Source organism: Streptomyces sp. NEAU-sy36, assembly GCF_013423905.1.
GTDB classification, from domain to species: Bacteria; Actinomycetota; Actinomycetes; order Streptomycetales; family Streptomycetaceae; genus Streptomyces; species Streptomyces misionensis.
Genome location: NZ_CP058977.1, coordinates 2,980,561 through 3,005,482, shown reverse-complemented (window position 1 = coordinate 3,005,482; position 24,922 = coordinate 2,980,561). Strand labels below are relative to the sequence as shown.

At 75.7% G+C, this 24,922-nt stretch carries 21 protein-coding genes; 5 read left to right on the top strand and 16 right to left on the bottom strand.

What is annotated here, in order from left to right:
* Positions 1-82: 82 nt before the first annotated feature.
* On the top strand, positions 83-448 hold the full coding sequence (locus HZZ00_RS13755; RefSeq protein WP_180332450.1) for a DUF6479 family protein: 366 nt from the start codon (positions 83-85) through the stop codon (positions 446-448).
* Positions 449-499: 51 nt separating this feature from the next.
* On the opposite strand, the gene HZZ00_RS13750 is transcribed toward HZZ00_RS13755, so the two are convergent.
* The 15 genes from HZZ00_RS13750 to HZZ00_RS13680 all read right to left on the bottom strand — a co-directional run bounded on the left by HZZ00_RS13750 (position 500) and on the right by HZZ00_RS13680 (position 15,680).
* Positions 500-955, bottom strand: a complete 456-nt coding sequence (locus HZZ00_RS13750; RefSeq protein WP_180332449.1) for an RpiB/LacA/LacB family sugar-phosphate isomerase — start codon at positions 953-955, stop codon at positions 500-502.
* A 109-nt stretch (positions 956-1,064) separates the two neighbouring features.
* On the bottom strand, positions 1,065-1,253 hold the full coding sequence (locus tag HZZ00_RS13745; protein ID WP_180332448.1) for a hypothetical protein: 189 nt from the start codon (positions 1,251-1,253) through the stop codon (positions 1,065-1,067).
* A 78-nt stretch (positions 1,254-1,331) separates the two neighbouring features.
* On the bottom strand, positions 1,332-2,576 hold the full coding sequence (locus HZZ00_RS13740) for an ANTAR domain-containing protein (RefSeq protein ID WP_257585779.1): 1,245 nt from the start codon (positions 2,574-2,576) through the stop codon (positions 1,332-1,334).
* Between the two features lie 313 nt (positions 2,577-2,889).
* The gene (locus tag HZZ00_RS13735; protein WP_180332447.1) at positions 2,890-3,786 is read right to left on the bottom strand and encodes a glycosyltransferase family 2 protein; all 897 of its coding nucleotides are present in this window, start codon (positions 3,784-3,786) and stop codon (positions 2,890-2,892) included.
* On the bottom strand, positions 3,783-4,769 hold the full coding sequence (locus HZZ00_RS13730; RefSeq protein ID WP_180332446.1) for a glycosyltransferase family 2 protein: 987 nt from the start codon (positions 4,767-4,769) through the stop codon (positions 3,783-3,785). The genes HZZ00_RS13735 and HZZ00_RS13730 overlap by 4 nt, the downstream gene beginning before the upstream one ends.
* On the bottom strand, positions 4,759-5,766 hold the full coding sequence (locus HZZ00_RS13725) for a glycosyltransferase family 9 protein (protein ID WP_180332445.1): 1,008 nt from the start codon (positions 5,764-5,766) through the stop codon (positions 4,759-4,761). The genes HZZ00_RS13730 and HZZ00_RS13725 overlap by 11 nt, the downstream gene beginning before the upstream one ends.
* Positions 5,763-7,214 carry a D-glycero-beta-D-manno-heptose 1-phosphate adenylyltransferase gene (gene rfaE2 / locus HZZ00_RS13720; protein WP_180332444.1) on the bottom strand — a complete coding sequence of 484 codons (1,452 nt, stop codon included), beginning with the start codon at positions 7,212-7,214 and terminating at the stop codon, positions 5,763-5,765. Before rfaE2 ends, HZZ00_RS13725 begins: the two co-directional genes overlap by 4 nt.
* Positions 7,211-7,906, bottom strand: coding sequence for an SIS domain-containing protein (locus HZZ00_RS13715; RefSeq protein WP_180332443.1), 696 nt, complete (start codon positions 7,904-7,906; stop codon positions 7,211-7,213). The genes rfaE2 and HZZ00_RS13715 overlap by 4 nt, the downstream gene beginning before the upstream one ends.
* Entirely contained in the window at positions 7,903-9,135 is a 1,233-nt protein-coding gene (locus HZZ00_RS13710; protein ID WP_180332442.1) for a glycosyltransferase, read from the bottom strand. Before HZZ00_RS13710 ends, HZZ00_RS13715 begins: the two co-directional genes overlap by 4 nt.
* Positions 9,132-10,094 carry a glycosyltransferase gene (locus HZZ00_RS13705; RefSeq protein ID WP_180332441.1) on the bottom strand — a complete coding sequence of 321 codons (963 nt, stop codon included), beginning with the start codon at positions 10,092-10,094 and terminating at the stop codon, positions 9,132-9,134. The genes HZZ00_RS13710 and HZZ00_RS13705 overlap by 4 nt, the downstream gene beginning before the upstream one ends.
* The gene (locus HZZ00_RS13700) at positions 10,091-11,101 is read right to left on the bottom strand and encodes a glycosyltransferase family 9 protein (RefSeq protein WP_180332440.1); all 1,011 of its coding nucleotides are present in this window, start codon (positions 11,099-11,101) and stop codon (positions 10,091-10,093) included. The genes HZZ00_RS13705 and HZZ00_RS13700 overlap by 4 nt, the downstream gene beginning before the upstream one ends.
* Positions 11,098-11,640 (bottom strand): HAD-IIIA family hydrolase, encoded by a 543-nt coding sequence (locus HZZ00_RS13695; protein ID WP_180332439.1) that lies wholly within the window; start codon positions 11,638-11,640, stop codon positions 11,098-11,100. The genes HZZ00_RS13700 and HZZ00_RS13695 overlap by 4 nt, the downstream gene beginning before the upstream one ends.
* A gap of 373 nt (positions 11,641-12,013) precedes the next feature.
* Positions 12,014-13,006, bottom strand: coding sequence for a glycosyltransferase family 2 protein (locus HZZ00_RS13690; protein ID WP_180332438.1), 993 nt, complete (start codon positions 13,004-13,006; stop codon positions 12,014-12,016).
* Complete coding sequence (locus HZZ00_RS13685) at positions 13,003-14,637, bottom strand: carbamoyltransferase C-terminal domain-containing protein (RefSeq protein WP_180332437.1); 1,635 nt, start codon at positions 14,635-14,637, stop codon at positions 13,003-13,005. The genes HZZ00_RS13690 and HZZ00_RS13685 overlap by 4 nt, the downstream gene beginning before the upstream one ends.
* Positions 14,638-14,666: 29 nt before the next feature.
* Positions 14,667-15,680: an NAD-dependent epimerase/dehydratase family protein gene (locus tag HZZ00_RS13680; RefSeq protein WP_180332436.1), complete on the bottom strand. Its 1,014-nt coding sequence runs from the start codon at positions 15,678-15,680 to the stop codon at positions 14,667-14,669.
* Between the two features lie 307 nt (positions 15,681-15,987).
* Here HZZ00_RS13680 and HZZ00_RS39040 point away from each other — a divergent pair, with 307 nt between their 5' ends.
* Positions 15,988-16,869, top strand: coding sequence for a polysaccharide pyruvyl transferase family protein (locus HZZ00_RS39040; RefSeq protein ID WP_180332435.1), 882 nt, complete (start codon positions 15,988-15,990; stop codon positions 16,867-16,869).
* A 286-nt stretch (positions 16,870-17,155) separates the two neighbouring features.
* On the opposite strand, the gene HZZ00_RS13670 is transcribed toward HZZ00_RS39040, so the two are convergent.
* On the bottom strand, positions 17,156-17,527 hold the full coding sequence (locus tag HZZ00_RS13670; RefSeq protein WP_180333496.1) for a DUF3040 domain-containing protein: 372 nt from the start codon (positions 17,525-17,527) through the stop codon (positions 17,156-17,158).
* Between the two features lie 451 nt (positions 17,528-17,978).
* Here HZZ00_RS13670 and eccCa point away from each other — a divergent pair, with 451 nt between their 5' ends.
* The 3 genes from eccCa (at position 17,979) to eccB (ending at position 24,922) form a co-directional block, all read left to right on the top strand.
* A complete protein-coding gene (gene eccCa / locus HZZ00_RS13665; protein WP_219014006.1) occupies positions 17,979-21,971 on the top strand; it encodes a type VII secretion protein EccCa in 3,993 nt (1,330 codons plus the stop codon).
* A gap of 79 nt (positions 21,972-22,050) precedes the next feature.
* Positions 22,051-23,445: a type VII secretion integral membrane protein EccD gene (eccD, locus tag HZZ00_RS13660; protein ID WP_180332433.1), complete on the top strand. Its 1,395-nt coding sequence runs from the start codon at positions 22,051-22,053 to the stop codon at positions 23,443-23,445.
* 13 nt (positions 23,446-23,458) lie between these two features.
* Positions 23,459-24,922: a type VII secretion protein EccB gene (eccB, locus tag HZZ00_RS13655; protein ID WP_180332432.1), complete on the top strand. Its 1,464-nt coding sequence runs from the start codon at positions 23,459-23,461 to the stop codon at positions 24,920-24,922.

Below are 24,922 nucleotides of genomic sequence, written 5' to 3'. Positions count from 1 at the left end.
CCACCGCTTCTTACCACGGCCGGACGCGAATGATGCACAATTTGTCCGGTTCGCACCCTTATGGGTGGGGTATTCCTCTGCTATGAACATCGCATCCATGCAGCTGGCCGCGGGGAGCGGCCTGGTGAGCCTCGTGTTCTTCTTCGTGGCCGTCGGCCTGCTGGCACTGCTCGCCGGAGGCTTCTGGATGACCTCGCGGGTGAAGTACCGCGAGTCGGCCCGCCCTCGTCCCGAGGAGCAGCCGAAGCTGCCGCCCGAGGGAGCGGTGCACGAGGTCCGGGAGAACCGGGACTACCAGGAGGTCCCCAGGACACCCAAGGGCGGTCGTCCGCTCACCCCGTACGAACTGGGCAATGTGGACTCCAAGACGAGCGCGGAGCAGAAGCGGCCGCGCTGGAGCAGCGGTTCCAGCGGGTCCTTCGGCGGCGGCGGGCTCGGCGCCCACTGAACCCGCGAGGCCCCTCGGCACCCTGGCCCGCGTCGGGCCGCCGTACGACGTTCAGGCTTCTTGCCGGGCGGCGTCCAGGCGGCCGACGCGGGCCACGTTGCGTACGTCCTCCGGATCCTGGCTGGGCTCGGCCGTGAACCAGGCGTCCAGGATCTCCGTCAGCAGCGGTTCCGAGGTCAGGCGCAGGCTCAGGGCGAGGACGTTGGCGTCGTTCCAGCGGCGCGCGCCGTCCGCCGTGGCGGCGTCCGGGCACAGCGCGGCACGCACGCCGGGCACCTTGTTCGCCGCGATGGACGCGCCGGTGCCGGTCCAGCAGCACACCACCGCCTGATCGGCCGTCCCGTCGGCCACGTCCCGCGCCGCCGCCTCCGAGCAGACCGCCCACTGCGGGTCGGCGCCCTCGCGCAGCGCGCCGTGCGTCCGCACCTCGTGCCCGCGCCGCCGCAGCTCGGCCACGAGCCGGCGGGCGACGGGTTCGTCCATGTCGGAGGAGACGGAGATCCGCATACCGGGAGGGTAGCGCCCCGGCCCCGAGCCCGGGCGGACAGGGCGGGACCCCGGCACGCGCCGATGCCGCTGCCGGGGTCCGTTGGATACCGGGCCGGGAAAGGGGCTCTCAGGGGTGGTCGGGCCGCTGCGCCGGAGGCACTCCGCCGCCCTCGCCCCCGCCCTTCTCGCCCTTGTCCGAGCCGTGCGGACGGGCTCCCGCGCCGCGCGCCTGGCGGGCCTTGAGCTCGCCGCTGTCCTGCGGGGTGGCGCCTCCCTTGTCACTGCGCCGCTGTTCGGGCTGCTGCGGATTGGACATGCGCCGGACTCCCTCCGGGTGGTGCGTGATCTCGTGCGCGGTCCGGGTTCCCAGGGGCGCGCGGGTGACGCATGCCGCTCAGGGGCGGGTCAGCCGCTGGTGGAGGTGTTCGAGGGCGCCGAGCAGGACCGTGCGGTGGTACCAGGCGAGCCAGGCCGCGGTGTCGGCGGCGAGCAGGTCGAGGGCCTCGGCCTGGGGGGACGCCGGCCGGTGACCGGCGTCGGGCCAGTGCACGGTGATCAGGCCGGTGCAGCAGCCGGCCGAGGACAGGACCGGGACGCACTGGAGCGCCCGGGCGCCCGCGGCGAGCAGGGCGCGCCGCCCGTCCTCGGACAGCAGCGCGTCGGTGGCCACGTCGGGCATGCTCACCCGCCGGCCCCGGGTGCGGGCGACCGCCTCGGCCGTGCCGTCGGTCCGGCCGCGCACGAGGTGGTCCAGATAGGCGTCCGCGCCGCCGTACCGGCTCTCCAGCGCGAGCGCGTTCACGGCGGGGTCCACGGACAGCACGTGTCCGGCCGGCGCGCGCACGATGGCCAGCGCCTCGTGCAGCACGGCCTCGATCATCTGGCCCCGGTAGCGGGGGTCGCGTCCCGCGCGGGCGAGGATCCGCAGCTGGGGCAGGGGCAGCGGACGGCGGCCGGGGAACCAGGTCGGGCCGTCGGGCGGGCGGGCCACGACCACGGCGGCGGCGAGGACCCGCAAGGGCACGTTGAACCGCTGGGAGGTCTCGCGCAGCACCCGGAAGGCGCTGCCGGTGTCGGGCAGCCCGTAGCGGGCCATGAGCATGCCCTGGGCCATGCCGATCACGGGGGCGGTGCGCACCCGGGCGCGCAGGGCGCGCACCTCCTGGTGCAGGTCCTGGTAGGACGGCCGCAGCGGGTCCGCCATCTGCGAGCGCCAGGCGGGCAGCTCCTCCACCCGGGAGGCGGCGCGGGCCAGTTCGCGCAGGGCCTCGTCCAGGGTGGCGTACAGCTGGACGCCCTCCAGACGGGCCAGGTGCACCGCCTCGCGGACGCCCGGCCGGGCCCGGACGATGATCAGGTCCGGGCGGCCGGCGCGGACCCGGGTCGTCTCGCTGAGCGTGCGCAGGACGGCGGCACCGCCGAGCTGTACGTGGGCCATGTCGAGGACCGGCCGCAGTCCGGCGCGGTCCGCCCGGGCCAGGTGGCCGCGCAGTTCCTCGGACCAGGCGTGGGCGCCGCCCGCGTCCAGGGTGCCGGACATGCGCAGCAGCAGGGCGCCCTCGGCGGGCAGTCCCTCCACGACGGAGGACTCGATCACGAGGGGGGCCGGTGCGCCCGGCCGCGGGGAGGAAGCTTTCATGGCATCACCCGGGCAGGTCGAGAATGGGCCGTACGGCCGCTTCCTGGCCATGAATCTGACCTTGAACCACCACCTTGCACGGCGGACGCCGGACTCTCAACCGCACTCGGGCGGGCGCCGATCCGGCGGGGGCCGGTGGGCCGTGGGGGGTGCGGGGCGGATGCCGGGTCGCGTGCAGCCGGAGGCCGTCCGTGCGCGCCGCCGGCCGCGTCATGACCGGTCCCTCACTGTGCCCGCGCGCCCGTCCACCGCGCAACGACTGCGGGCCGGGCGTGTCGGACCGGGGTGTGCGGGCGGCCGGCGCGGCGGGGCGTCAGCCGATGTACCGGCGGGCCGGGGAGGTGCGGCGGGCGCGTTCCAGGGTGGCCAGGCGGTGTTCCAGGTCCGGGGGGACCGGGTCGCGCTGGCGCAGCACCCAGGGCAGCCCGGCGGTGGCGTGGGCGAAGGCGCGGGCGGACGCGGCGTCGTGGGGCACCGTGCGGATCAGGTGCCCGGTGCGGCGCAGCGCGGGCAGGAGCGGGCGGCGCAGCCAGGTGAACCAGAGGGTGTTGCGCAGGCCGAGGACGCGCCGGGCCGTGCTGTCGCGCAGCCGGGAGGCCTGGTGGTGCACGGTGAGTTCCTCGGCGTAGGCGAACCACCAGCCCTGGCGCAGCAGATCGCAGGCGAGCAGCTCCTCCTCGCCGCCAAGCCACAGCCCGGGGTGGAAGCCGCCGCCCGCGCGGAAGGCGTCGGTGCGCATCACCGTGGCGGCGGCGAGGAAGGAGCCGAGGGCCGGTCCGGGGAGCCAGTCGGGGCCGGACAGGGGCGACTCGCGCAGTTCGCGCACGACCGGGTCCTCGGTGCCCTCCGGCTCCACGACGATCCGCGCGGTGACGGCCGCGAGCCGGGGCCGGGTGTCGAGCAGGTCGGCGGCACGGGCGAGGCTGCCGGGCTCCCACCAGGAGTCGTCGTCGCAGAACGCCACGTAGGGCGTGCGGACGTGCCGGACGGCCAGGTTGCGGCCGACGGCCCCGAGGTTGCGGCCCGGGCGCAGCAGGGTCGCCTCCGGGAAGTCGCGGGCGACGGCCTCGGCGGTGCCGTCGGTCGAGGCGTTGTCGGTGACGACGACCCGGGGGCGCTCGGGCAGACGGCGCAACTCGGCGAGGGTGCGCAGCAGTTCGGCGCGCCTGTTGTGGGTGATGACGACGACGGTCGTACGGGTGCAGGTCATGGCGAGGCGTTCTCCTCGTCCCGGTCGGCCCGGTCGGCCCGCGGTGCCGCGACCGGCGCGCGTCCTTCGGCCCGCTGGCGGTCCAGCAGGCGGGCCGCGTGTTCGACGTGCGGGGGCAGCGGGTCACGGCGGGCCAGGGTGGCGGGGAGGCGGGTCAGGGTCTCCCGCAGGGCGCGGCGGGCGCCGGGGGCGTCGGCCGCCGCGGCGCGGGCGAGCGCGGCGCCCGCGCGCAGGGCGACGGGCCAGGGGCGGCGCAGGCAGGTGGTGAGGACGTGGTTGCGCCGGACGAGGAAGGAGCGTCCGGTGCGGCCGTGGTCCTCGGGGTGGTGGCGGGCGCACAGCGCGGGTTCATAGGCCACGCCCCAGTTCCGGGCGGCCAGGTCGTAGGCGAGCAGGGTCTCCTCGCCGCCGAAGAACAGCAGCGGGTGGAAGCCGCCCGCGGCCAGGAATGCCTCCCGGCGCACCACACTGGCGCAGCCGAGGAAGCCGAGGACGGGACGGCCGGGCAGATCCGGTTCGGGCGGCAGCGGCGAGGCGGCGAGTACGGCGTTGAGGGGGTCCTCGGCGGCCTCGTCGCCGACGAGGGTGCGGGCGGCGAGCAGGCCGAGCCGGGGGTGGCGGTCGAGGAGGTCGGCGGCGCGGGCGAGGCTTCCCGGTTCCCACCAGGAGTCGTCGTCGCTGAACGCGACATAGGGGGTGCGGGCGTGCCGCACGGCCAGATTGCGGCCGAGCGCACCGGTGTTGGCCGCGGCGCGCAGCAGCCGGACGGGGGCGGGGTGGCCGGCCACCGCCCGGCGGGTGCTGTCGTCACGGGAGTTGTCGACCACGATGACCGGCGGCCGTTCGGGCAGCGCGGCCAGGGCGTCCAGGGTGCGCAGCAGGCTCGCGGCGCGGTCGCGGGTGATGATGGCGACCGTGACACGGCCGTCGGCCGCGGCCGGCGCGCGGCGGCCGACCCGGCCGGGCGCGGGCTCAGTTGGCATGGGCCACCTCCGGGCGCGGGGCCGGCCGGGTCCGGCCCTGGCGCAGCAGTGTCAGACAGGCCGCGGCGACCTCGCCGGAACCGATGCGCAGCAGCCGGGCGTCGGGGGTGCGGCCGTGCGGGTCGCCGGGCGGGCCGGGTTTCCACAGGGCGAGGTGGCCGGGGCTCGGCGGCGGCCCCCACAGGCGTGGGGAGACCGGGCCGAAGAGGTTGACGCTGGGGGTGGCGTGCGCGTACGCGAGGTGGGCGAGGCCGGTGTCGCCGCTGAGCACCAGGGCCGCCCCGGCCACCAGCGCGGACAGTTCGGCGAGGGGCAGGCCGCCGGTCAGCAGGTCCTCGGCGGGCGCGCCGCCGCGCTCGGCGACGGACCGTACCAGGGCCTCCTCCCCCGCGCCGCCGGTGAGCACCACCCGGTACCCGGCCGCCCGCAGGCAGCGCACGACGGCGGCGAACCGCTCGGCCGGCCAGCGGCGGGAGCCGGAGGCGGCGCCGGGGTGGACGAGGACCGCGCCGGGGGCCGGGGAGGGTGTGCCGGGCGCGGGCAGGCGCAGGTCGAGCGGGTCGGCCGGGATGCCGTAGTCGTCCAGGAAGCCGCACCAGCGGTCCCGTTCGTGTGCCTGGGCCCGCCAGCCGGGGCCGTCCGGGCAGGCGTGGGCGAGCAGCCGGCGCGGGCGCAGGGCGGCGAGGGCGTCGCGGCTCTCGGGCCCGTTGCCGTGCAGGTCGATCGCCACGTCGGGCGGCGGTCCCGGCCAGTGCGTGAGCGCCGGGACCGCCCGGCCGGGCGCCTCGGCCGGGAACACGGCGTCCAACGCGCCGGTCTCCAGGGCCAGTCCGGCGAGCGCGGGGGGCTGGGCGAGCACGATCCGGTGTCCGGGGAAGCCGCGCCGGATGCCGCGCAGCGCGGGCACGCCGGCCAGCAGGTCGCCGAGGCCCAGCGCGCGCAGCACCAGGACGCACGGGGGCCCGGGCGCGGGGGTCGCGTCGGCCGTCGCGGTCACCGCCGCCGCCCTCCCGACCGCACCGGCGAGGAGGCCGCCCGGCGGGCCAGGCCGGTGGTCGAGCGGCCGTCCAGGTAGGGCAGCAGGAGGACCTGGCCGCCCCAGCTCTCCACGAGGGGCTGTTCGGGCAGCGGGGTGCGGGCGTAGTCGCCGCCCTTGGCCCAGATGTGCGGGCGCAGTTCGGCGAGGAGGCGTTCGGGGGTGTCCTCGTCGAAGACGGCGACCGCGTCCACGCATTCCAGGGCGCGCAGCACCCGGACGCGGTCGGCGACCGGCACGAGGGGGCGGCCGTCGCCCTTGCGGCGGCGCACCGAGTCGTCGGAGTTGACGCAGACGATCAGGCAGTCGCCCGCCCGGCGGGCGGCCTGGAGCAGGGCGACGTGGCCGGCGTGCAGCAGGTCGAAGCAGCCGCCCGCGGCGACGACGGTGCGGCCCGCGGTGCGCACCCGGGCGGCGGTGCGCAGGGCGTCCGCGGTGGTGTCCCCGTCGGGCAGCGGCTGTTCGGGCCGCCGTGTGCGCTCGTCCTCGCCCGTCGTCGCCATCGCACGGGCGCCGCCCTCGGCGACGTACCGGGTGGCCGCGTGGACGGCGGCCTGCACGGCGGCCTCGGTGAAGGCGCCGTCGGCGAGCAGTCCGGCGGCGGCCGCGGCGAACCGGTCGCCCGCGCCGCAGGGGTCGCCGGACGCGGCGGCCGGGGTGGGCACGAGCAGCGGGGTCTCGCCGTGCGACAGCAGCGCGCCCCGCTCGCCCAGGGTGACGGCGACCGCCTGCACCTGCCAGGCGCGGACCAGGGCGCGGGCGTCCCGGGCGGCGGTGCGCAGCCCGGCGCCGTCCCCCGGCTGCCCTTCGCCGTCGTCCAGTCGACGGGCGAACACGCGTGCCTCCTGGGCGGAGGGCGTGACCAGACGGGCACCGAGGACCGGGGGCCGGCCGCGCACATGGGGGTCCCAGACCACGGACGCGGTCGTACGGGACAGCGCGTCGCGCAGGACGTCGGCGGTGCCCCGGCCGTAGTCGGCGACCAGGACGCCCCGCGCCGCGGTGATCGCGTCGAGGGCCTCGCGGGTCGCCTCGCGGGCGCGGCCCTCGCCGTCGTCCAGGCGCAGCAGCGGGCGGTCCCCGGCCAGCACCCGGGTCTTGCTGCTGAGGCCGCCGTCGAGCGGCACCTCCACCAGCTCGACGCGGCCCGCGAGCAGTCGGCGCAGGGTGTCGCTGGCGGGGTCGGTGCCGAGGGCGGTGACGAGGGTGACCGGGCGGCCGTCGGCGGCGGCCAGGCAGGCGGCGAGGGCGGCGCCGCCGGGGCGGGAGCTGCGCCGGGTGCCGTGGACGACGGGCACGGGCGCGTCGGGGGCCAGCCGCTCGGCGTGCCCGCACAGGTCGTGGTCGAGGAGGGCGTCGCCGACGACGACCAGCGGGGTGCCCGGGGTGGTCGTACCGGGGTGCGTCATGCCTGTTCCTTTCCGCGGGTCACCGGCGTGCCGTCCACGGGCCGGCCGACGGTGCGGGCCCGGCCCAGGGGGCGGGCGAGGGCTTCGCCGTCGACGCGGGCGCCGCTGTCCCGGTCGGCCTCGCCGCGCTCGACGGCCCGGTCGAACGCCTCGCACAGCATGTGCACGGCGACCAGATGGAGTTCCTGCACGGTGGCGGAGACCGGCGCGTCAACGCACAGGGCCTCGTCGGCGCCGAGCTGGAGCGGGTTGGGGGCCCGTCCGGTCAGCGCCCACACGGTCATGCCCAGGCGGTGGGCGCGGTCGGCGGCGGACAGCAGGTTGGCGCTGGCGCCGCTGGTGGACAGCAGCATCAGCACGTCGCCGGGGCGGCCGTGGGCGGCGGTCTGCCGGGCGAACACCTCCTGCACGCCGTAGTCGTTGGCGATGGCGGTGGTGGAGGAGGTGTCGGCGTGCAGGGCGACCGCGGAGAACGGCGGCCGGTCGTCGCGGTAGCGGCCGACCAGTTCGGCGGTCAGGTGCTGGGCCTGGGCCGCGCTGCCGCCGTTGCCCGCGACCAGCAGCCGGGAGCCGGCGCCCAGCCGGCGGGCCAGTTCGGTGCCCCAGCGCCCGATGAGGGGACCGCGGTCGCGGAACGTCTCCAGGGCCTTCATCAGGTCGTCGCAGTGCGTGGTGTCGGTGACGGTCTTCATCGGACGACTCCGGAGAGCGAGGGGAGGGCGGACACGGCGCCGTACGCCCCGGCAACGCCGTCGGCCACCCGGTCCCAGGTGTAGTGGGTCAGCACGCGGCGGCGGCCGGCCGCGCCGTACCTTTCGAGCCGGGCGGGGTCGGCGAGCAGGGCGCGGACGACCGCGCCGAGGTCGTGGTCGTCGTCGGCCGGGACGAGGACGCCGGTGGCGCCGTCCACGACGGTGTCGAGCTGACCGCCGACCGCGGTGGCCACGACGGGGGTGGCGCAGGCCATGGCCTCCAGCGGGACGATGCCGAAGGGCTCGTAGCGGGGCAGGGACAGGACGAGGTCGGCGCCGGCCATCAGCCGGGGCATCCGGGTCCGGCTGACCCCGCCGAGCAGGGTGACGCGGTCGGCGACGCCGTACTCGCCGGCCAGGGCCTTGAGGCGCCGGGCCTCGGGGTCGGCGCCGAGGAGTTCGGCCTCGGGGCCGCCGGCGACCAGGAGTTCGGCGTCGGGGACGCCGGCCAGGGCGCGGATGGCGCGGTCGAAGCCCTTGCGGGGCACCAGCCGGCCGACGGCCAGCAGCCGCCTGCGGGCGCCCGGCGGCCGGGAGCGCGGCAGCGGCGAGAACTGGACGGGGTCCACCCCGCAGGGCACCACGCTCAACCGGTCCTCGGGCAGCCCCATGGCCTTCAGTTCGGCCACCTCGTCGCTGCACGTGGCGATGATCCGGGCGCACTCGTGCCCGATGGCCTCCTCCACGGCCAGGCGCTGCGGCGGGCTGGTGTCGGCGGCGCCCTGGTAGCGCCGCTTGACCGTGCCGAGGGCGTGGTAGGTCTGCACGACGGGGACGCCGAGGCCGCGGGCGCCGGACAGGGCGGCCAGGCCCGACATCCAGAAGTGGGCGTGCACCACGTCGGGCGGGCTCGCCGCCCACTGGCCGGCCAGGAACTCGCCGAACTCCACCATGTGCGGCAGGAGTTCGTCCTTGGGCACGGGTTCGGGCGGCCCGGCGGGCACATGCACCACCTGGACGCCGTCGATGAGGGTCACCCGGTCCGGCAGGCCCGTCGAGTCCCGCCGGGTGTAGACCGTGACCCGGTAGCCCTTTCTGGCGAGTTGCCGCGCGACCTGGGCCACGTAGACGTTCTGGCCGCCCGCGTCCGGTCCGCCGAGCGCGGCCAGCGGGCTGGCGTGCTCGGAGACCATGGCGACGCGCCCGGCCGTGTGGGCAGTACGGCTCATCGGGTGACCTCCTTGATCAGGCGCTCCCAGTCGTCCAGGAAGCGCCGCTCTCCGTAGCGGGCCTGGGCCGCGGCCCGGGCGGCGTCGCCGGTCAGGCGCGCGTCCTCGGGGTCGGCGAGGAACGCCCGCACGGCGTCCTCCAGGACGTCGAGGCGGTTGGAGACCACCCCGGCGCCCTCGGGTACGGCTTCCCGGACCTCGGTGGTGTCCAGGGCGACCACCGGCATCCCGAGGAACATGGCCTCCAGCAGGGACAGGCCGAGCGAGGTCCAGCGCACGGGGTGCAGATAGACGCGGCACTTGGCCATCTCGCGGTGGAGCCGGTGCTGGGGCAGGTCGCGGGTGCGGCAGCGCTCGGGCGGCAGGCCGAGGTGGTCGGCGAGTCCTTCGGTGCGCATCCCGAAGACGTCCAGGGGCGCGCAGCGGGCGAACCGGGGCAGCAGGTCGGTGCCGGTCGTACGGCCCCTGCGCACGGGCTCGTTGACGACGACGGCGGCGCGCCGCTCGGTGCCGGTCCACAGCCGGCCGGGGTCCACGATGCCGTGCTCGACGACCTCGGTGGGGGCCCGTCCGCTGTCCCACATCAGCCGGTTGAAGTGGGTGACGTGTACGACGGGTATCGCCGACTGCCCGGCCAGCGGGTGGAGTTGGCGCTCCGGGGCGGCGTCGGGGGTGTTGTGCTCGACGTAGACGGCGGGCACGTCGCGGCCGGGCCGGCGGCCGGTCCAGCGTTCGGCCAGGGCGACTTCGTGCGGGCGTTGCAGGACCATCAGGTCGATGTCGGCGTCCCGCAGGCTCGCGGGGGTGTGTTCTTCGACGGTGGGCGGCCAGTCCCAGGTGGCGGCGCGGCCGAGGCCGTCGGGCCCCCGGTCCTCGGTGACCGGGACCAGATAGGTGTGCGGGCCCTGCACGAAGGCGGTGAGCCAGGATCCGTGCACGTGCCAGACGAGGATGTTCATGAGGAGGGCTCCTGGATGAGCTTGTGCACCGCGCGCACCACGTCCTGCCCGGTGACCTCGTCCAGGCAGGGGTGGCCGGGCACCGGGCAGACGAGCGCCCGGGTGTCCGCGCACGGCGCCGACTGGTCGCCGAGCAGGATGGCGGGGACGCCGTAGGGGGCCCAGCGCTCGGCGGGGACCACGGGGGCGAACAGGGAGACGACGGGGGTGCCGACGGCCGCGGCGAGGTGGGCGGGGCCGGTGTTGGCGCTGACCACCACGTCGGCCATGCGCAGCACTCCGGCGAGGGTGCGGGGGCTGGTGCGGCCGCCGAGGTCCACGGCCGCGTCGCCGCTCACCCTCTTGGTGAGCGCCTGCTCGTGCGGGCCGCCGGTGACGACCACGCGGTGCCCGGCGTCGGCGAGCAGTGCGACCGCCTCGGTGCAGCGGTCCGGGCTCCAGGCGCGGGCGGGCGCGCTGGCGCCGGGGTGCAGGACGACGTAGGGGCCGTTGCCGGTCAGGCCGCCGGTGTCGGGGGGCGGCAGGACGCGCAGCCGGCCGTCGTCGCCGGGCGGGAGGGTGCAGCCCATGGCGGCGGCGGTGTCGAGGGCGGCCTCGGCCTCGTGCCGACCGGGCAGCCGGCGGTGGCGGACGTCGAGCAGCCGGCCGGGGTGGTCGACGCTGTCGGCACCGATCCGGCCGATCCCGGCGAGGCGCAGCAGCAGCGCGGTGGGCAGCGGGCTCTGGTGGAAGGAGGTGAGGATCAGGGCGGTGTCGAAGGCACCCTGACGCAGGCGGGCGATCAGGTCGCCGATGTCCGCGGGGTCCACCGGGGGCGGGGTGAAGCCTTCCCAGGGGGCCTCCCAGACGAGGACGTCCTCGACGCCGGGGAGCATCCGGGCGGCGTCGGCGCCGCGCGGCCCGCACAGCATGGTCACGGGGCCGTGGTGCTCGCCGACGGCGCGTACGGCGGGCCCCGCGAGCAGGACGTCGCCGAAGCTGTCGAGCCGGACCACGAGCGCCGTCACCGGGGCCACCTCCCCGGGCGGGTGTCGAGGGCGTCGCGTACGGCGGTGAGCGCGTCGGGGGCACTGTGCCGGGCGTAGCGCCGCACCTCCTGCGGTGCGGTGGCCGCGTTGGGGACGAGGACGCCGCGGGCGCCGGCCGCCCGTGCGGCCAGCACGTCGGCGGCGATGTCGCCGACGACCAGGCACTCGGCGGGCGGGACGCCGAGGCGCTCGGCGGCGGCGAGGATCAGACCGGGCCGGGGCTTGCGGCAGGGGCAGCCGGTGTCCGGCGCGTGCGGGCAGTACAGCCACGTGTCCAGGCCGCCCAGCAGTTCGTCGGCGCGCCGGTTGACCCGGGCGACGTCCTCGGCGGTGAGCAGCCCGCGCCCGATGCCGGACTGGTTGCTGACCACCCCGGTGGGCAGCCCCGCTGCCCTGACGAACGCGACGGCCTCGGCGGCACCGGGCAGCGTCCGCACCCGTTCGGGATCGCCGTTGTAGGGCACGTCGACCACGAGGGTGCCATCACGGTCGAACAGCACGGCGGAGACGGCCCTCATCGGCCACCTCCCGGGGAACGCCCCCGCCGAACGGGCCCGGAACGGCGACCGTGCGGCGCGCCGTGACCGGACAGACCGGTACCCGAAGCCCCGGCGGCACCGCCGCCGCACGGCAGGCCGTGACGGGGCGAGGCGGTGGCCGGAGCCCCCACGGCGACGCCGCCGCACCGCACGCCGCGGCCGGGGAGATCGGCCGCGCACCCCGCGGACAGGGCACGTGCCGCACCGCCCCGCGCGGCCGACGCCACGCGGCGAGCCGGCACGATCCCGGCGGGACCGCCGCCGCACGGCACGCGGCGGACGGGCAGGACCGTGGTCGAGGCCCCCGCGGCAGTGCCGTCGCGGGGTACGCCGCTCCGGGGCAGGACGGTGGTCATCCGGTGCCTCCCAGGGGCTGGACATGGCGGTGTCGGACCGTGCCGCGCAGCCAGTGCCGGACGGCGAGCGGGGGGATGAGGACGCTGGTGCCGACCATGCCCGCGATCTCGCGGGCGGTGCGGGGGCCGGGCAGGATGCGGGCGAGGGCGAACTCGGCGGTGCCGAGGGTCCACAGGGCCGCGCAGACGGCGGCGGCGCGTCGGCGGCCGGCCAGGGCGCAGCCGGCCCCGGCGAGCGCGGCGCCGGTCACCAGGGCGTGGCGGCGCAGCCGGCCGCGGGGCGCCTGCGCGCGGGCCCACCAGTCGGGGCCGTGCAGCCGGTTCATCAGCGCGTCGTCGGCGTTGCCGCGCTGCGCGGGCAGCGAGGCCCACCAGTGGGCCGGGCGGACCGGGTGCCGGGTGACACGCCGGCCGCGCACCAGCGCCCAGCCGGCCCGTCGCACCCGCAGGGCGAGGTCGGCGTCCTCGCGGAAGGCGCGCGGGAAGCGTTCGTCGAAGCCGCCGACGCGGTCGAGCGCCTCCGTGCGGTAGGCCATGTCGGCGGTCGCCCAGGCGGCGTTCTCCAGGCCCTTGGTGGTGCGTTCCCAGTCGGTGGGCCGGCGGTCCGGGGGCAGCGGTACCCGCAGTTGTCCCTGGATGCCGCCGATGCCCTCGCCGGCCTCGCTCAGGTCCTGGGCGAGCAGCCGGGACCAGTCCGGCAGTACCTGGACGTCGTCGTCGAGGAAGACGGTCCAGGGGGTCTCGACGGTGCGCCAGCCGGCGTTGCGGGCGGCGGCCGGACCCTTGCCCCCGGTGCGCAGCGTGCGCACCCGGTCGAGCAGCAACCCGGAGGCGGTGAGCGGCAGTTCGCCGTCGGTCTCGGGCCGGTCGTCCACGACGATCACCTCGTGCGGGACGTGTCCCTCGGCCTTTGCGAGGGCGCGCAGGCACTCGGCGAGGCAGGGGCGGCCGACGGTCGGCACGACGACGGTGTAGGCGGGGGCGCTCATGCGAAGACCCCCTTGCGGCGGATCGCGAACGGGCCGAGCACCAGCAGGTCCACGGGCGCGGAGCCGAAGCACTCCAGGGCGTCGCGGGGATCGTCCACCATGGGCCGGCCGGCGGTGTTCAGGCTGGTGTTGACGACGACCGGCAGTCCGGTGCGCCGCTCGAAACCGTCGATCATCCGTGCGACCAGGGGTTCACGGTCCCGGTCGACGGTCTGGATGCGGGCGGTGCCGTCGACGTGGACGACGGCGGGGATGCGGTCACGCCAGTCGGCGGCCACGTCGTGCACGAACAGCATGTGCGGACTGGGCAGCGGCCCGTCGAAGATCTCGGCGGCGCGTTCGGCGAGCACCATGGGGGCGACCGGCCGGAACTCCTCACGGCCCTTGACCGCGTTGAGCCGTTCCAGGTTCTCCGCCCGGCCGGGGTGGGCGAGCAGCGAGCGGTGGCCGAGCGCGCGCGGCCCGTACTCGCCGCGGCCCTGGAACCAGGCCACGATCCCGTCGGCGGCCAGCGCCTCGGCGGCCGTCTCGGCGATGTCGGCGGGCTCCTCGTACGGTACGGCCGCCCGCTCCAGCCACCCGCGCAGCTCGGCGTCGCTCCAGCCGCGGCCGAGGGCGGCGGTGGACATCGGCTCCAGGGTGTCCTTCTGGCCGGCGACGTGCGCGGCGGCGCCCAGCGCGGTGCCGGCGTCCCCGGCGGCGGGCTGCACCCACACGTGCGCGAAGCCGCTCTCGCGCCACAGCCGGGTGTTGGCCACGCAATTGAGGGCGACGCCGCCGGCCATGGTGAGCGCGTCCTCGCCGGTGCGTTCCCGCAGCCGGCGGGCGAGGCCCAGCATGGTCTCCTCCAGGCAGAGTTGGGCGCTCGCGGCGAGGTCGGCGTGGTCCTGGCTCCAGGCGCCGCCGGCCGGGCGCGGGGGAACCAGCTCGGACCAGGGCACGGGCCGGGCCCGGAAGCCGCCCCGGTCGTCGGCGTGGACGTACTCGCGCAGGCGGTCGGCGAAGCGGGGGGTGCCGTAGGAGGCGAGCGCCATCACCTTGAACTCGTCGCTGCTGCGCAGGAATCCGAGGTGCTGGGTGAGGTCCTCGTAGAACAGGCCGAGGGAGTCGGGCAGTTCCTGGGTGTCGAGGACGGTGAGTTCGCGGTTGATGTAGCGGCCGGCGAGGTGGGAGCCGCACTCGCCGCGGCCGTCCAGCACGAGGACCGCGCAGTCCGGGTACGGCGAGACGGGCCCGGCGGAGGCGGCGTGCGCGATGTGGTGCGGGACGAACCTGACCTTGGCCGGGTCGAGTCCGGGCAGGGCCTCGGCGAGGAACTCCGGTGCCCTGCGCGCGTATTCCTGGCGCAGGTGGTCCCAGGGGTCGTCGAGGCCCATCCGGTCGGCGGGGCGGGCCAGGGAGGGGTCGTAGGAGTAGGCGACCGCGTCCAGGTCGGACGGGGTGAGGCCGGCCTCGGCCAGGCACCAGCGGGCCGACTGCTCGGGCAGTTCCCAGGCGGAGAAGGGGACGGGCCGCTTGCCGTGCTTGCGGCGGGAGAACCGTTCCTCCTCGGCGGCCGCCACGACCTTGCCGTCGGTGAGCAGGGCGGCCGCGGGGTCGTGGAAGAGTGCGTTGATTCCGAGGACGTGCATGCGCTGCCTCCAGGGCCGCGGGGGGACGCTCAGGTCTGCGGGTGCGCGGCCGGCCGGGGTGCGTCCGCCGCCGGCTGCGGGGACTGGGCCGCGAAGTAGGCGATGGTCTGCTTCAGGCCCTCCTCCCAGGGGATCTGCGGCGACCAGCCGAGCAGTTCGCGCGCGAGGGTGGTGTCGGGCCGGCGCCTGCCGGGGTCGTCGACGGGCCGGTCGATGAAGGCGATGGGCGAGCGGGAGCCGGTGAGCGCGACCACGCGGCGGGCCAGGTCGGCGACGGTGATCTCGTCGCTGCCGCCGATGTTCACCGGCCGCACGGACCTGCTCATGGCCACCCGCAGTACGCCGTCGACGGTGTCGTCCACGTAGCACAGCGAGCGGGTCTGGCTGCCGTCGCCGGTCACGGTGACCGGTTCCCCGGACAGCGCCTGGCAGATGAAGGTGGGCACGGCGCGGCCGTCGTGGGCGCGCATCCGCGGCCCGTACGTGTTGAACAGGCGGACGATCCCGGCGTTGGTGCCCCGGGTACCGGCGTGCGCGGTGACCAGGGCCTCGGCGAACCGTTTGGACTCGTCGTAGACGCTGCGCGGGCCGACCGGGTTGACGTTGCCCCAGTAGCCCTCGTGCTGGGGGTGGACCTGGGGGTCGCCGTACACCTCGGAGGTGGAGGCCAGCAGCAGGCGGGCGCCGTCGCGCTCGGCGATGCCGAGCACGTTGCGGGTGCCGAGGCTGCCCACGTCCAGGGTCTCCAGGGGCATGCGCAGGTAGTCGGCGGGCGAGGCCGGGCAGGCGAAGTGCAGTACGAGGTCGTACGGGCCCGGCAGCCGCTCGGCGCAGCCCGGCTCGGAGACGTCGCAGTGCACGTACCGGAAGCCGGGCCGGTCCTCCAGGTGGGCCACGTTCTCCCGGCGGCCGCAGGCCAGGTTGTCGGCGCAGTCGACTTCGACCCCCGAATCCAGCAGCCGCTCGCACAGGTGCGAGCCGAGGAAGCCGGCGCCGCCGGTCACGAGGGCGCGCCGCCAGGGAAAAGGTGTGTCACCGGTCATGGGGCATTCCTTCGTCGTCCTTCGTCCACGTACCTCGACGACGTCGATGTCGCGTGCGTACCGGGGACGTTCCCGCGTGGGCGCACGGCGGGAGCCGTGGCCGCGGACCGGTGGCACCGGCCCGTCGTGCGGGGAGAGGACAGGGCTCGGGTCCCGCGGTTCGGAGGACCGCCCTGCTCGGCCGCCGCTGTCTGGACGGCACTGGCAGCTGAGTTCCCCTGCCAGTTGGTTTCACACGTTGGACTCTTATTGTCCGGTGGGCCGGGTACTCGCGCGACTCAGGTCACCGAGAGTGCAGGTGGGAGCCATGCGGGACGAGCTGGTGGCAGCGCTGCTGCGCACCCTGGGGCGGCCCCGGCGGACGCTGGTCGCCGGCTGGTTCAGCCTGCGGCACGGGGAGGCGACGGCCGGGGACGTGCTCGCCGAGCGGCAGGTCTCGGCGGCCCTCACCGCGGCGGGCGTCCGCCATGACACGGCGTGGAGCCCCGGTTTCCGCCCCGGGGCGCTGTCCCTGGACGCGGTACGGCCCGAGGAGTACGACACCCTCCTGTTCGTGTGCGGGCCGGTGCACGGCCCCCAAGTGGCGGACCTCCATGTACGGTTCGGGAGTTGTCGGCGACTCGCGGTCGGGGTGTCGGTGGTCGACCCCGCCGATCCGGCGGCCACCGGTTTCCACGAGATCGTCCCCCGTGACGGCACGGACGCGCCCGCCCGCCCGGACCTGGCGGCCGGGGCCCCGGCGGGACCGCCGCCGCCCGTGGCCGGGGTGATCCTCACCCACGGCCAGGGCGAGTACGGGCGGCGCCGGCGGCACGAGGAGGTGAGTGCCCGGATCACCGACTGGCTGGCCGGCAAGGACTGCGCCCGGGTGCCGGTGGACACGCGCCTGGCCACGGACGACTGGCGGCTGTGCGCCACGGGCGAGCAGTTCCTGTCCCTCGTCTCCCGCCTCGACCTGGTCGTCACCACCCGCCTGCACGGCCTGGTCCTGTCCCTGCGCACGGGCACCCCGGTGATCGCCGTGGACCCGGTGGCGGGCGGCGCCAAACTCACCGCCCAGGCCCGCGCCCTCTCCTGGCCGGCCCTCCTCCACCCCGGCACCCTGGGCCCGGAAGCCCTGGACCACTGGTGGGAGTGGGCGTTGTCGGAGCGGGGGCGGGGGATGGCGGGGAGGTTCGCGGTGGGGTGAGGGGGCGGCGAGCGGGCGTGGTTGCGGGAGTGTCGGAGAGCGGTCCGGAGCCCGGGGCGGCGCCGGAAAGGCGTCGTGGCAGCGTCAGGGGGTGCCGGCGTACGGGCGGGGCGCCGGTCGTCACGCTCCGGGCGGCGGGGCCGGTCCTGGGCCCCCGGGGGCCCGGCGAGGAGCCGCGCGGACAGCCCGGCACACGCCGTCGCGCGGGACGCGGCGGCGGCGCGTCAGGAGCAGCGCCCGGCGAGCCCGGCGCGGCACCGGACGGACCGCCCTGGATTGCCGTTCCTCAGAGCCAGGAGTTCACCCCGCCCCTGCTCCGGTGGCGGGCCGCCCGGCACAGCAGGCGGAAGGCTTGGAAGAGGGTGAGCGGCCACAGGACCGCGAAGCACCACAGCAGTCCCGGGTCCTCGGTGCGGATGCCCATGACCGCCGAGAACACCGACGCCACGCCCAGCAGCAGCACTCCCACCGGCAGCCACAGCCGCCGGTGCGTCCGGCCCCGGCGGGCACCGCCCCGGCGTCGCCGTGGCTCCTCGCCCATGCGGCGGGCGAAGCCCCGGTCCCGGCGCAGGCGCGCCTCGATCTCCAGCAGCGCGAGCCGCTCGCGCGGCGACAGCCGTATCTCCTCGCGCCTGTCCCACATCTCCCAGTCGTCCACGGCGACGGCACCTCCTCCGCGCTCGGCCATCTCCGGGCCCCGAGTTCCCCGGGGCGGCCGGACCGAAGCGAAGCGGCACGGGACGTCAGTATTCGGCCACCCGCAGTGACCGCCGCCGATCCGTGCTCCGCGTTCACGCAGTGGTTACCAGAGCTTCATTTTCACATCGCACGGGACGGAGGACATCTCCGCGGCCGTCAACATGTCCGATCTTGAACCCAATTGACGGCAGATCAGTCAACGATGACCATCCCGATCGGTCAAAAGACAAGCAAAATTTGGCCGTTGGCGCCTCGCGGCTTGAGATGCGTTCACCCACCACAGACTTCCCATGCTTATCATCAGGCCACTAGTGGATCACTGCCCTCCGCAAGTCGGCGCACAACGCGCGTCACGCCAGCAGTGGTTGACCAGTCACATCCACTTGAGCGCCTCAGAAAGGTCCGCGCCATTGAGCACCGTGGTGGCCAAGCGATCACCGCGCGCCGAGGGCCCGCAGCTCCCCGAGGGACAGGTAGAGCTGGCGGAGCCACCGGTTCTGGGGGAGCCGGCCAGCGCCGATTTCGGATCGGCGCTGATGTACCTGCCCATGGCACTGGGCACCGGCGCCATGGTGCTGATGTTCTCCATGCGCAGCGCCGGGCCGGCGACGTACATGATGTCCGGGATGATGGGCGTCGCCATGGTCAGCATGACGCTGACCCAGATCGGCCGGGCCGGCGCCGAGCGCCGGCGCCGGATGCGGGCCGAGCGGCGTGACTACCTGCGCTACCTCGCGCAGAAGCGCAGGCAGGCCCGGCAGGCCGCCGAACAGCAGCGGGCCGCCCTGCTGTGGGACAACCCCGATCCCGGTCAGCTGTGGGCGCTGGCGATGGGCCCCCGGCTGTGGGAACGCCGCCCGGCGCACGAGGACTTCGGCCGGGTCCGCATCGGGCAGGGCATCCGGCGCGCGGCGCTGGAGTTCCTGCCGCCGCAGACCAAGCCGGTGGAGGACCTGGAGCCGCTGACCGCCATCTCGCTGCGCCGCTTCACCAAGGCGCACCAGACCGTGCCCCGGCTGCCGATCCCGGTCGCGCTGCGCCGCTTCACCAGCGTCGAACTGGCCGGCGAGCCGGAGCCCGCGCTCGCGCTGCTGCGCGCGATGGTGGCGCAGCTCGCCGTGTTCCACTCCCCCGACGAGCTGCGGATCGCCCTGCTGGGCGGGGAGTCGGCGCGCGAGGAGTGGGACTGGCTCAAGTGGCTGCCGCACAACGCGCATCCGCACGAGGAGGACGACGCGGGCCAGGTCCGGCTCGCCGCCGAGGACCACGACGCGCTGATGGACCTGCTCGGCACCGAGGTGCGCGACCGTCCCGACCACGACCCGGACGCCTCCCCCAGCGTGGCCGAGCCGTTCGTGGTGGTCCTGGCGCAGGGCGTACGGCTGCCCGAGAGTTCGCGGCTGCTCAACGGCGGGCTGCGCAACGTCGTCCTGCTGGACGCGACCGGCGCGATGACCGGCGGTCCGAAGGTGCTGCGGCTGACCACGCGCGGCACCGGTGTCGCCTTCCCGGCCGGTGACGACACGGTGACCGCCGAGGCCGACGCGGTGAGCCGGACGCAGGCCGACACGCTCGCCCGGCTGCTCGCGCCGATGCGCACCAGCGGCAGCGTCGACCTGGTGGACCGGCCGCTGGAGTCGGACTTCGACCTCACCGCGCTGCTCGGCATCCGCGACCCGCGCACCTTCGACGTGACCGCCAAGTGGCGCCCCCGGGCGACCCAGTCCGCCCGTCTGCTGGTGCCGCTCGGCGTCACCGAGGAGGGCGAGGTCGTCGAACTGGACATCAAGGAGTCGGCGCAGGGCGGCATGGGCCCGCACGGACTGCTCATCGGCGCCACCGGTTCCGGCAAGAGCGAGCTGCTGCGCACCCTGGTGATGGGCCTGGTCGCCACGCACTCCTCCGAGATCCTCAACCTGGTGCTGGTCGACTTCAAGGGCGGCGCGACCTTCCTCGGCATGGACCGGCTGCCGCACACGTCGGCGGTCATCACCAACCTGGCCGACGAGATCCATCTCGTGGACCGCATGCGGGACTCCATCAACGGCGAGATGATCCGCCGTCAGGAGCTGCTGCGCGAGTCCGGGTACTCCTCGCTGTTCGACTACGAGAAGGCGCGGGGCGCCGGGGCGAACCTGACACCGCTGCCCTCGCTGCTGATCATCGTGGACGAGTTCTCCGAACTGCTGGCCAGCAAACCGGAGTTCGTGGACCTTTTCGTCTCCATCGGCCGACTGGGCCGCAGCCTCGGCGTACACCTGCTGCTGGCCTCCCAGCGGCTGGACGAGAGCCGCATCCACAAGGTCGAGGGCCATCTGTCGTACCGGATCGCCCTGCGCACGTTCTCCGCGATGGAGTCGCGCAGCGTCATCGGTGTCTCGCACGCCTATGAACTGCCCTCGGCACCGGGCAACGGCTACCTGAAGGTGGACACCACCAACCTTGTCCGGTTCAAGGCGGCCTACGTCTCCGGTCCCGCGCCGGAGCCGGTGAGCGAGGCGGAGCACAGCGCCCGGCTGGCCGCCGCCCAGGAGATCACCGTGTTCGGCCTGGAACAGCAGGGCACGCTGCGCTCCGAGCGCGCCGCCGAGCTGGAGGCGGAGGCGGCCGCGCTCCAGGCGTCCGCCGCCGCCGAGCGCCGGGCGGCCGCCGGGTCGTCGGGCGACGAGCAGAACGAGGAGAGCCTGCTGGAGGTGCTGATCGGGCGCCTGGAGGAGAGCGGGCCGCCGGCCCGGCAGGTGTGGCTGCCCCCGCTGACCGAGTCCCCGAGCCTGGACCAGCTGCTGCCGGGCATCGTCCCGGACCCGGTGCGCGGCATGACCGCGGCGGAGCACCCCTCGCCGGGTTCGCTGCGGGTGCCGCTGGGCATCGTCGACCGGCCCTTCGAGCAGCTGCGCGAACTGCTGGTCGCCGACCTGTCCGGCGCCGACGGGCACATCGGCGTGGCGGGTGCCCCGCAGACCGGCAAGTCGACCCTGCTGCGCACCCTGATGCTGTCCCTGGCGCTGACCCACACGCCGGAGGAAGTCCAGTTCTACTGCCTGGACTTCGGCGGTGGCGGTCTGGTCTCCACCGCCGGTCTGCCGCACGTCGGCTCGGTCGCCACCCGTCTGGAGCGCGACCGCGTCCTGCGCACCGTGGCCGAGCTGACCCAGCTCCTGGAGAAGCGCGAGGAGGAGTTCACCTCGCGCGGCCTGGAGTCGATGGCGGCGTACCGCGGGCTGAAGGCCGCGGGCGAGATCGACGACCCGTACGGCGATGTGTTCCTGGTGGTCGACGGCTGGGGCACGCTGCGCCAGGACTACGAGGAGCTGGAGCCCCGGGTCATCGAGATGGCGGCGCGCGGGCTGTCGTTCGGTCTGCATGTGATCGGTTCCGCCGTGCGCTGGTCGGAGTTCCGGCCCCGGCTGCGCGACCTGCTGGGCACCAAGTTCGAGCTGCGGCTGGGTGATTCGATGGAGTCCGAGGTCGGCTCCCGGACCGCCGCGGCGGTGCCGCACCAGCCCGGCCGCGGTCTGACGGCGGGCGGCCACCACTTCCTGTCCGCGCTGCCCCGGCTGGACGGCTCCGGCGAGACCGGCGACCTGACCACCGCCACCAAGTCGGCCGTCGCGGAGATCGACACCTTCTGGACGGGCCGCCCGGCGCCGGGCGTCCGGCTGCTGCCGACCCGGCTGCCGGTCACCCAGCTCCCGGACGCCGAGGGCGACCTGCGGGTCTGCCTCGGCTGGGACGAACAGCGCCTGGAACCCGTCTGGCACGACTTCACCGCCAACCCGCACCTGATGGTGTTCGGCGACGGGGAGACCGGCAAGACCAACGCGCTGCGCCTGATGGTCCGCGCCATCACCTCCCGCTACACCCCGGACGAGGCCCGCATCATGGTCGCCGACCCGGGCCGCGGACTGCTCAACGCGGTGCCCGAGGAGTACCGGGTCGGGTACGTCGTGGACAGCGACGCCCTCACCCAGCTCGCCAACAGCGCCTCCGTGTCGGTGGGCAAGCGGGTGCCGGGCCCGGACATCAGCCCGGAGCAGCTGGCCCGCCGCGACTGGTGGGAGGGGCCGCGGCTGTTCGTCCTGATCGACGACTACGACCTGTTCTCCGGCACCCCCGGCACCCCGCCGCCGATGGCGCCGCTGGTCCCGCTGCTCGCCCAGGGTCTGCACATCGGCATGCACGTGGTCATCGCCCGCAGCACCTCCGGCTCGGTGCGCGCCATGATGGACCCGGTGCTGCGCCGCCTGTGGGAACTGGGCAACCCCGGACTGCTCTTCTCCTACCCCAAGGAGGAGGGCAAGTTCCTCGGCGAGGCCAAGCCGCGCACCCTCCCCGCGGGCCGCGCCCAGCTCGTCACCCGCCGCTCGGTCAGGCTCGTACAGACCGGACTGGTGACCCCGTGAGCCGCGCCGCGCCCCCAGGCCGCCGCTCGCCCGGCCGGCCCGTCCCCCTCCCCCACGTCCCCGTTCCAGGAGCAGTCCGATGACCACCGCGCCCGCGGTCACCGCACCCGCCTCGGAGGTCTGCCGGGTCACGGTGGTCGGCCCCACCGGCCGCGCCGATCTCGCGATCCCGCTCACCACCCCGGTCTCCGCGCTGCTGCCCGTCCTGGTCCGCCATGTGACGACGGACGCGGCCGACCGGGGCAGGCCCTGGGTGCTGCAACGGCTCGGCGAGGACCCGTTCGACGCGGACGCCACCCCGGCCACCGCCGGCCTGCGCCACGGCGAGGAGCTGCATCTGCGGCCCGCCGACGATCCGCTGCCCGCCCTGCACTTCGACGACGTCTCCGACGGTGTCGCGCACGTCGTGACAGCGTTGCCAGGAGGCTGGCACCCCAAGCTGACCCGGACACTCGCGCTGGTCATGGCGGTGCTGACGCTGCCCGCCCTGGGGTACGCGCTGCTGGGCTTCGGGCCGGGCCTCGCGACCTCGGCCGGCGCCGGGGTGATCGCCGTACTGCTGGCCGCCGGGTGTGTGGCCGCCGCGCGACTGGGCGCCGACGAGGGCAGTGTGCTGGTGGCCGGGCTGGGCGCGCTCGCGTTCGGCGGGCTGGCCGGGCTGACGTTCCGCCAGGGGCCGCACGGCGGTTACGCGCCGGGGCTGCCCGGGGTCCTGGCCGCGGCGGGCTGTGTCGCGGTGGTGGCCATCGCCCTGCTGGCGCTGCGCCCGCTGCCGCTGGTGGTCCCCGGCACCCTGCTGGTGACCGCGCTCGCGGCCGCCGTGGGCACCGGTCTGATGCGGGCCGCGCACTGGCACGGCGGCCAGGCGGTCGCCGTCGTCGCGGTCGCGATGTTCGTCCTCGGCCACTTCGGGCCCCGGCTCACCCTGCGCATGGCCCGGCTGCGGGTGCCCCGGCTGCCGCACAACGCGGCCGAGCTCCAGGAGGACATCGAGCCCGAGCCGCAGGAGCGGGTGGAGCGCAGGGTCAAGGCGGCCAGCGCCTACCTGGACACGCTCAGCGTCTCCTCCGCCCTCGTGTACGCGGCCGGCTTCTGGTACATGACGCGCGTGGCCGGCTGGATCGGCTGGGTGCTGCCCCTGGTGTTCGCGGGCGCGGTACTGCTGCGGGCTCGCGGTCTGAACCGCGCGGCGCAGCGCGTGCCCACCGTGCTCGCCGGGGCCGCCGGGCTGGTCACGGTGGCGCTCACGCGGTTCGCCCCGGCGGGTGGTGGCGCCCGGGTGATCGTCGTCGCCGTCCTGCTCGCCGCGGTCGTGGGGCTGCTGGTGGCGGCGTGGCGGCTGCCCGGCGGGCGGCTGCTGCCGGTGTGGGGACACAGCGGCGACCTGCTGGAGACCGTCACCGCGATCGCGCTGCTGCCCCTGCTGCTCCAGGTCCTGCACGCGTACGCCTACTTCCGCTCCCTGACGAGCTGAGAGGGGCCGGAGCATGCAGACCCGACGCGACCACATGCAGGCGTACCAGTTCGCCATGGGCCGGCTGGCGACCGCGCTGGTCACCGGAGACCCCGGCCGGGGCGACAGCCCGACCAGACGGGCCGCGCTGGGCAGCTTCTTCGGCGCGGGACTCGTCGTCCTGCTGTGCCTGGGGTTCCTGGTCTACGGGAAGCTGTCGCCGGTGACCACGGCGGCCTGGCGGGAGCCCGGCTCGATCATCGTGGAGAAGGAGACCGGCACCCGCTACCTCTTCCTCGACGGCCGGCTGCGGCCGGTGCGCAACTACGCCTCCGCGCTGCTGCTGACCGGCAAGGGCGGTGCCGTGCGCACCGTCGCGGCGAAGGCGCTCAGCGGCGTACCGCACGGCGCGCCGGTCGGTATCGACGGCGCGCCCGACTCGCTGCCCACCCCGGCCACGCTGCTGGCGCAGCCCTGGACCGACTGCCTGCGCCCGGACCTGCCGTCCGGCCATGTGATCGACTTCGCACCGGGCGGCAGGACCGCCGCGTTCCCGGCCGGCCGGCAACTGCTGCTGAAGGCCGCGAACGGCAAGCGGTTCGTGCTGTTCGGGGGCGTCAAGTACCCGGTCCCCGCGCAATCCGCGCTGATCGCGCTGGGGCTCGACGGCGACCGGCCCGTGGCCGCGTCCGCCGCCTGGCTGGCCGCCGTGCCGACCGGGGCGGCGCTCGCCCCGGCGAAGCTCCACGGGAGGGGCGGCGCGGCCGGGGAGATCGCCGGACGGCCGGTGACCGTGGGCCAGTTGTTCACCACCGCCGCGGCGGGCGCCAAGCACAGCTATGTGATGACCACCGACGGGATCGCCCAGGTCAGCGCCAGCGAGGCGGCGTTGCTCGCGGCCGAGCCGGGCGCCCCGGCGCCGCGCCGGGTGTCGGTGACCGACATCGCCTCCGCCCGCGTCGCCGCCGGTCACTCCCTGGACAGCGGGGTGCCGGACCTTCTCGGCGCCCCGGCCGCCGACACCTCCCGGCAGGCGGTGTGCCTGCGCGAGGCCTCCCGGGGCGCCCGGCTGAGCGTGAGCGTGGTCATGGAGGGCGGCCCGGCGGCGACCGGGAAGCAGCAGGTGCTGGTGCCGCCGTCGCACGGCGTGTACGCCGTGGACCAGGCCGAGCTGGCGGTCCGGACGCCGAACCCGCGCACGTACCTCGTCACCGACCAGGGCATCCTCTACCCGCTGGGCAGCTCCGCCGCGCCGTCCCTCGGCATCGGCGGCACCCCGACCGCGCTGCCGGGGAGCCTGCTGGCGGCGCTGCCGCACGGCCCGACGCTGGACCGTACGGTGGCGGCGCTGACCGTGAAGTCCGGTCAGGGGGACGGCACTTCGGCCGCCTCATCCGGCTCCGGTGCCCCGGCCGCCGGACGCACCTCGGGCCGCGCGCCCGTCCCCTCGGTCTCCGGCGAACCGTCCCCGACCGGCTCCGCGGCCCGGGTGGGGTGA

Excerpts from the sequence above, each read along its gene's own strand:
- HZZ00_RS13755 (WP_180332450.1), top strand. The coding sequence starts at position 83 with ATGAACATCGCATCCATGCAGCTGGCCGCGGGGAGCGGCCTGGTGAGC.
- HZZ00_RS13750 (WP_180332449.1), bottom strand. The coding sequence starts at position 955 with ATGCGGATCTCCGTCTCCTCCGACATGGACGAACCCGTCGCCCGCCGG.
- HZZ00_RS13745 (WP_180332448.1), bottom strand. The coding sequence starts at position 1,253 with ATGTCCAATCCGCAGCAGCCCGAACAGCGGCGCAGTGACAAGGGAGGC.
- HZZ00_RS13740 (WP_257585779.1), bottom strand. The coding sequence starts at position 2,576 with ATGAAAGCTTCCTCCCCGCGGCCGGGCGCACCGGCCCCCCTCGTGATC.
- HZZ00_RS13735 (WP_180332447.1), bottom strand. The coding sequence starts at position 3,786 with ATGACCTGCACCCGTACGACCGTCGTCGTCATCACCCACAACAGGCGC.
- HZZ00_RS13730 (WP_180332446.1), bottom strand. The coding sequence starts at position 4,769 with ATGCCAACTGAGCCCGCGCCCGGCCGGGTCGGCCGCCGCGCGCCGGCC.
- rfaE2 (WP_180332444.1), bottom strand. The coding sequence starts at position 7,214 with ATGACGCACCCCGGTACGACCACCCCGGGCACCCCGCTGGTCGTCGTC.
- HZZ00_RS13715 (WP_180332443.1), bottom strand. The coding sequence starts at position 7,906 with ATGAAGACCGTCACCGACACCACGCACTGCGACGACCTGATGAAGGCC.
- HZZ00_RS13710 (WP_180332442.1), bottom strand. The coding sequence starts at position 9,135 with ATGAGCCGTACTGCCCACACGGCCGGGCGCGTCGCCATGGTCTCCGAG.
- HZZ00_RS13705 (WP_180332441.1), bottom strand. The coding sequence starts at position 10,094 with ATGAACATCCTCGTCTGGCACGTGCACGGATCCTGGCTCACCGCCTTC.
- HZZ00_RS13695 (WP_180332439.1), bottom strand. The coding sequence starts at position 11,640 with ATGAGGGCCGTCTCCGCCGTGCTGTTCGACCGTGATGGCACCCTCGTG.
- HZZ00_RS13690 (WP_180332438.1), bottom strand. The coding sequence starts at position 13,006 with ATGAGCGCCCCCGCCTACACCGTCGTCGTGCCGACCGTCGGCCGCCCC.
- HZZ00_RS13685 (WP_180332437.1), bottom strand. The coding sequence starts at position 14,637 with ATGCACGTCCTCGGAATCAACGCACTCTTCCACGACCCCGCGGCCGCC.
- HZZ00_RS13680 (WP_180332436.1), bottom strand. The coding sequence starts at position 15,680 with ATGACCGGTGACACACCTTTTCCCTGGCGGCGCGCCCTCGTGACCGGC.
- HZZ00_RS39040 (WP_180332435.1), top strand. The coding sequence starts at position 15,988 with ATGCGGGACGAGCTGGTGGCAGCGCTGCTGCGCACCCTGGGGCGGCCC.
- eccD (WP_180332433.1), top strand. The coding sequence starts at position 22,051 with ATGACCACCGCGCCCGCGGTCACCGCACCCGCCTCGGAGGTCTGCCGG.
- eccB (WP_180332432.1), top strand. The coding sequence starts at position 23,459 with ATGCAGACCCGACGCGACCACATGCAGGCGTACCAGTTCGCCATGGGC.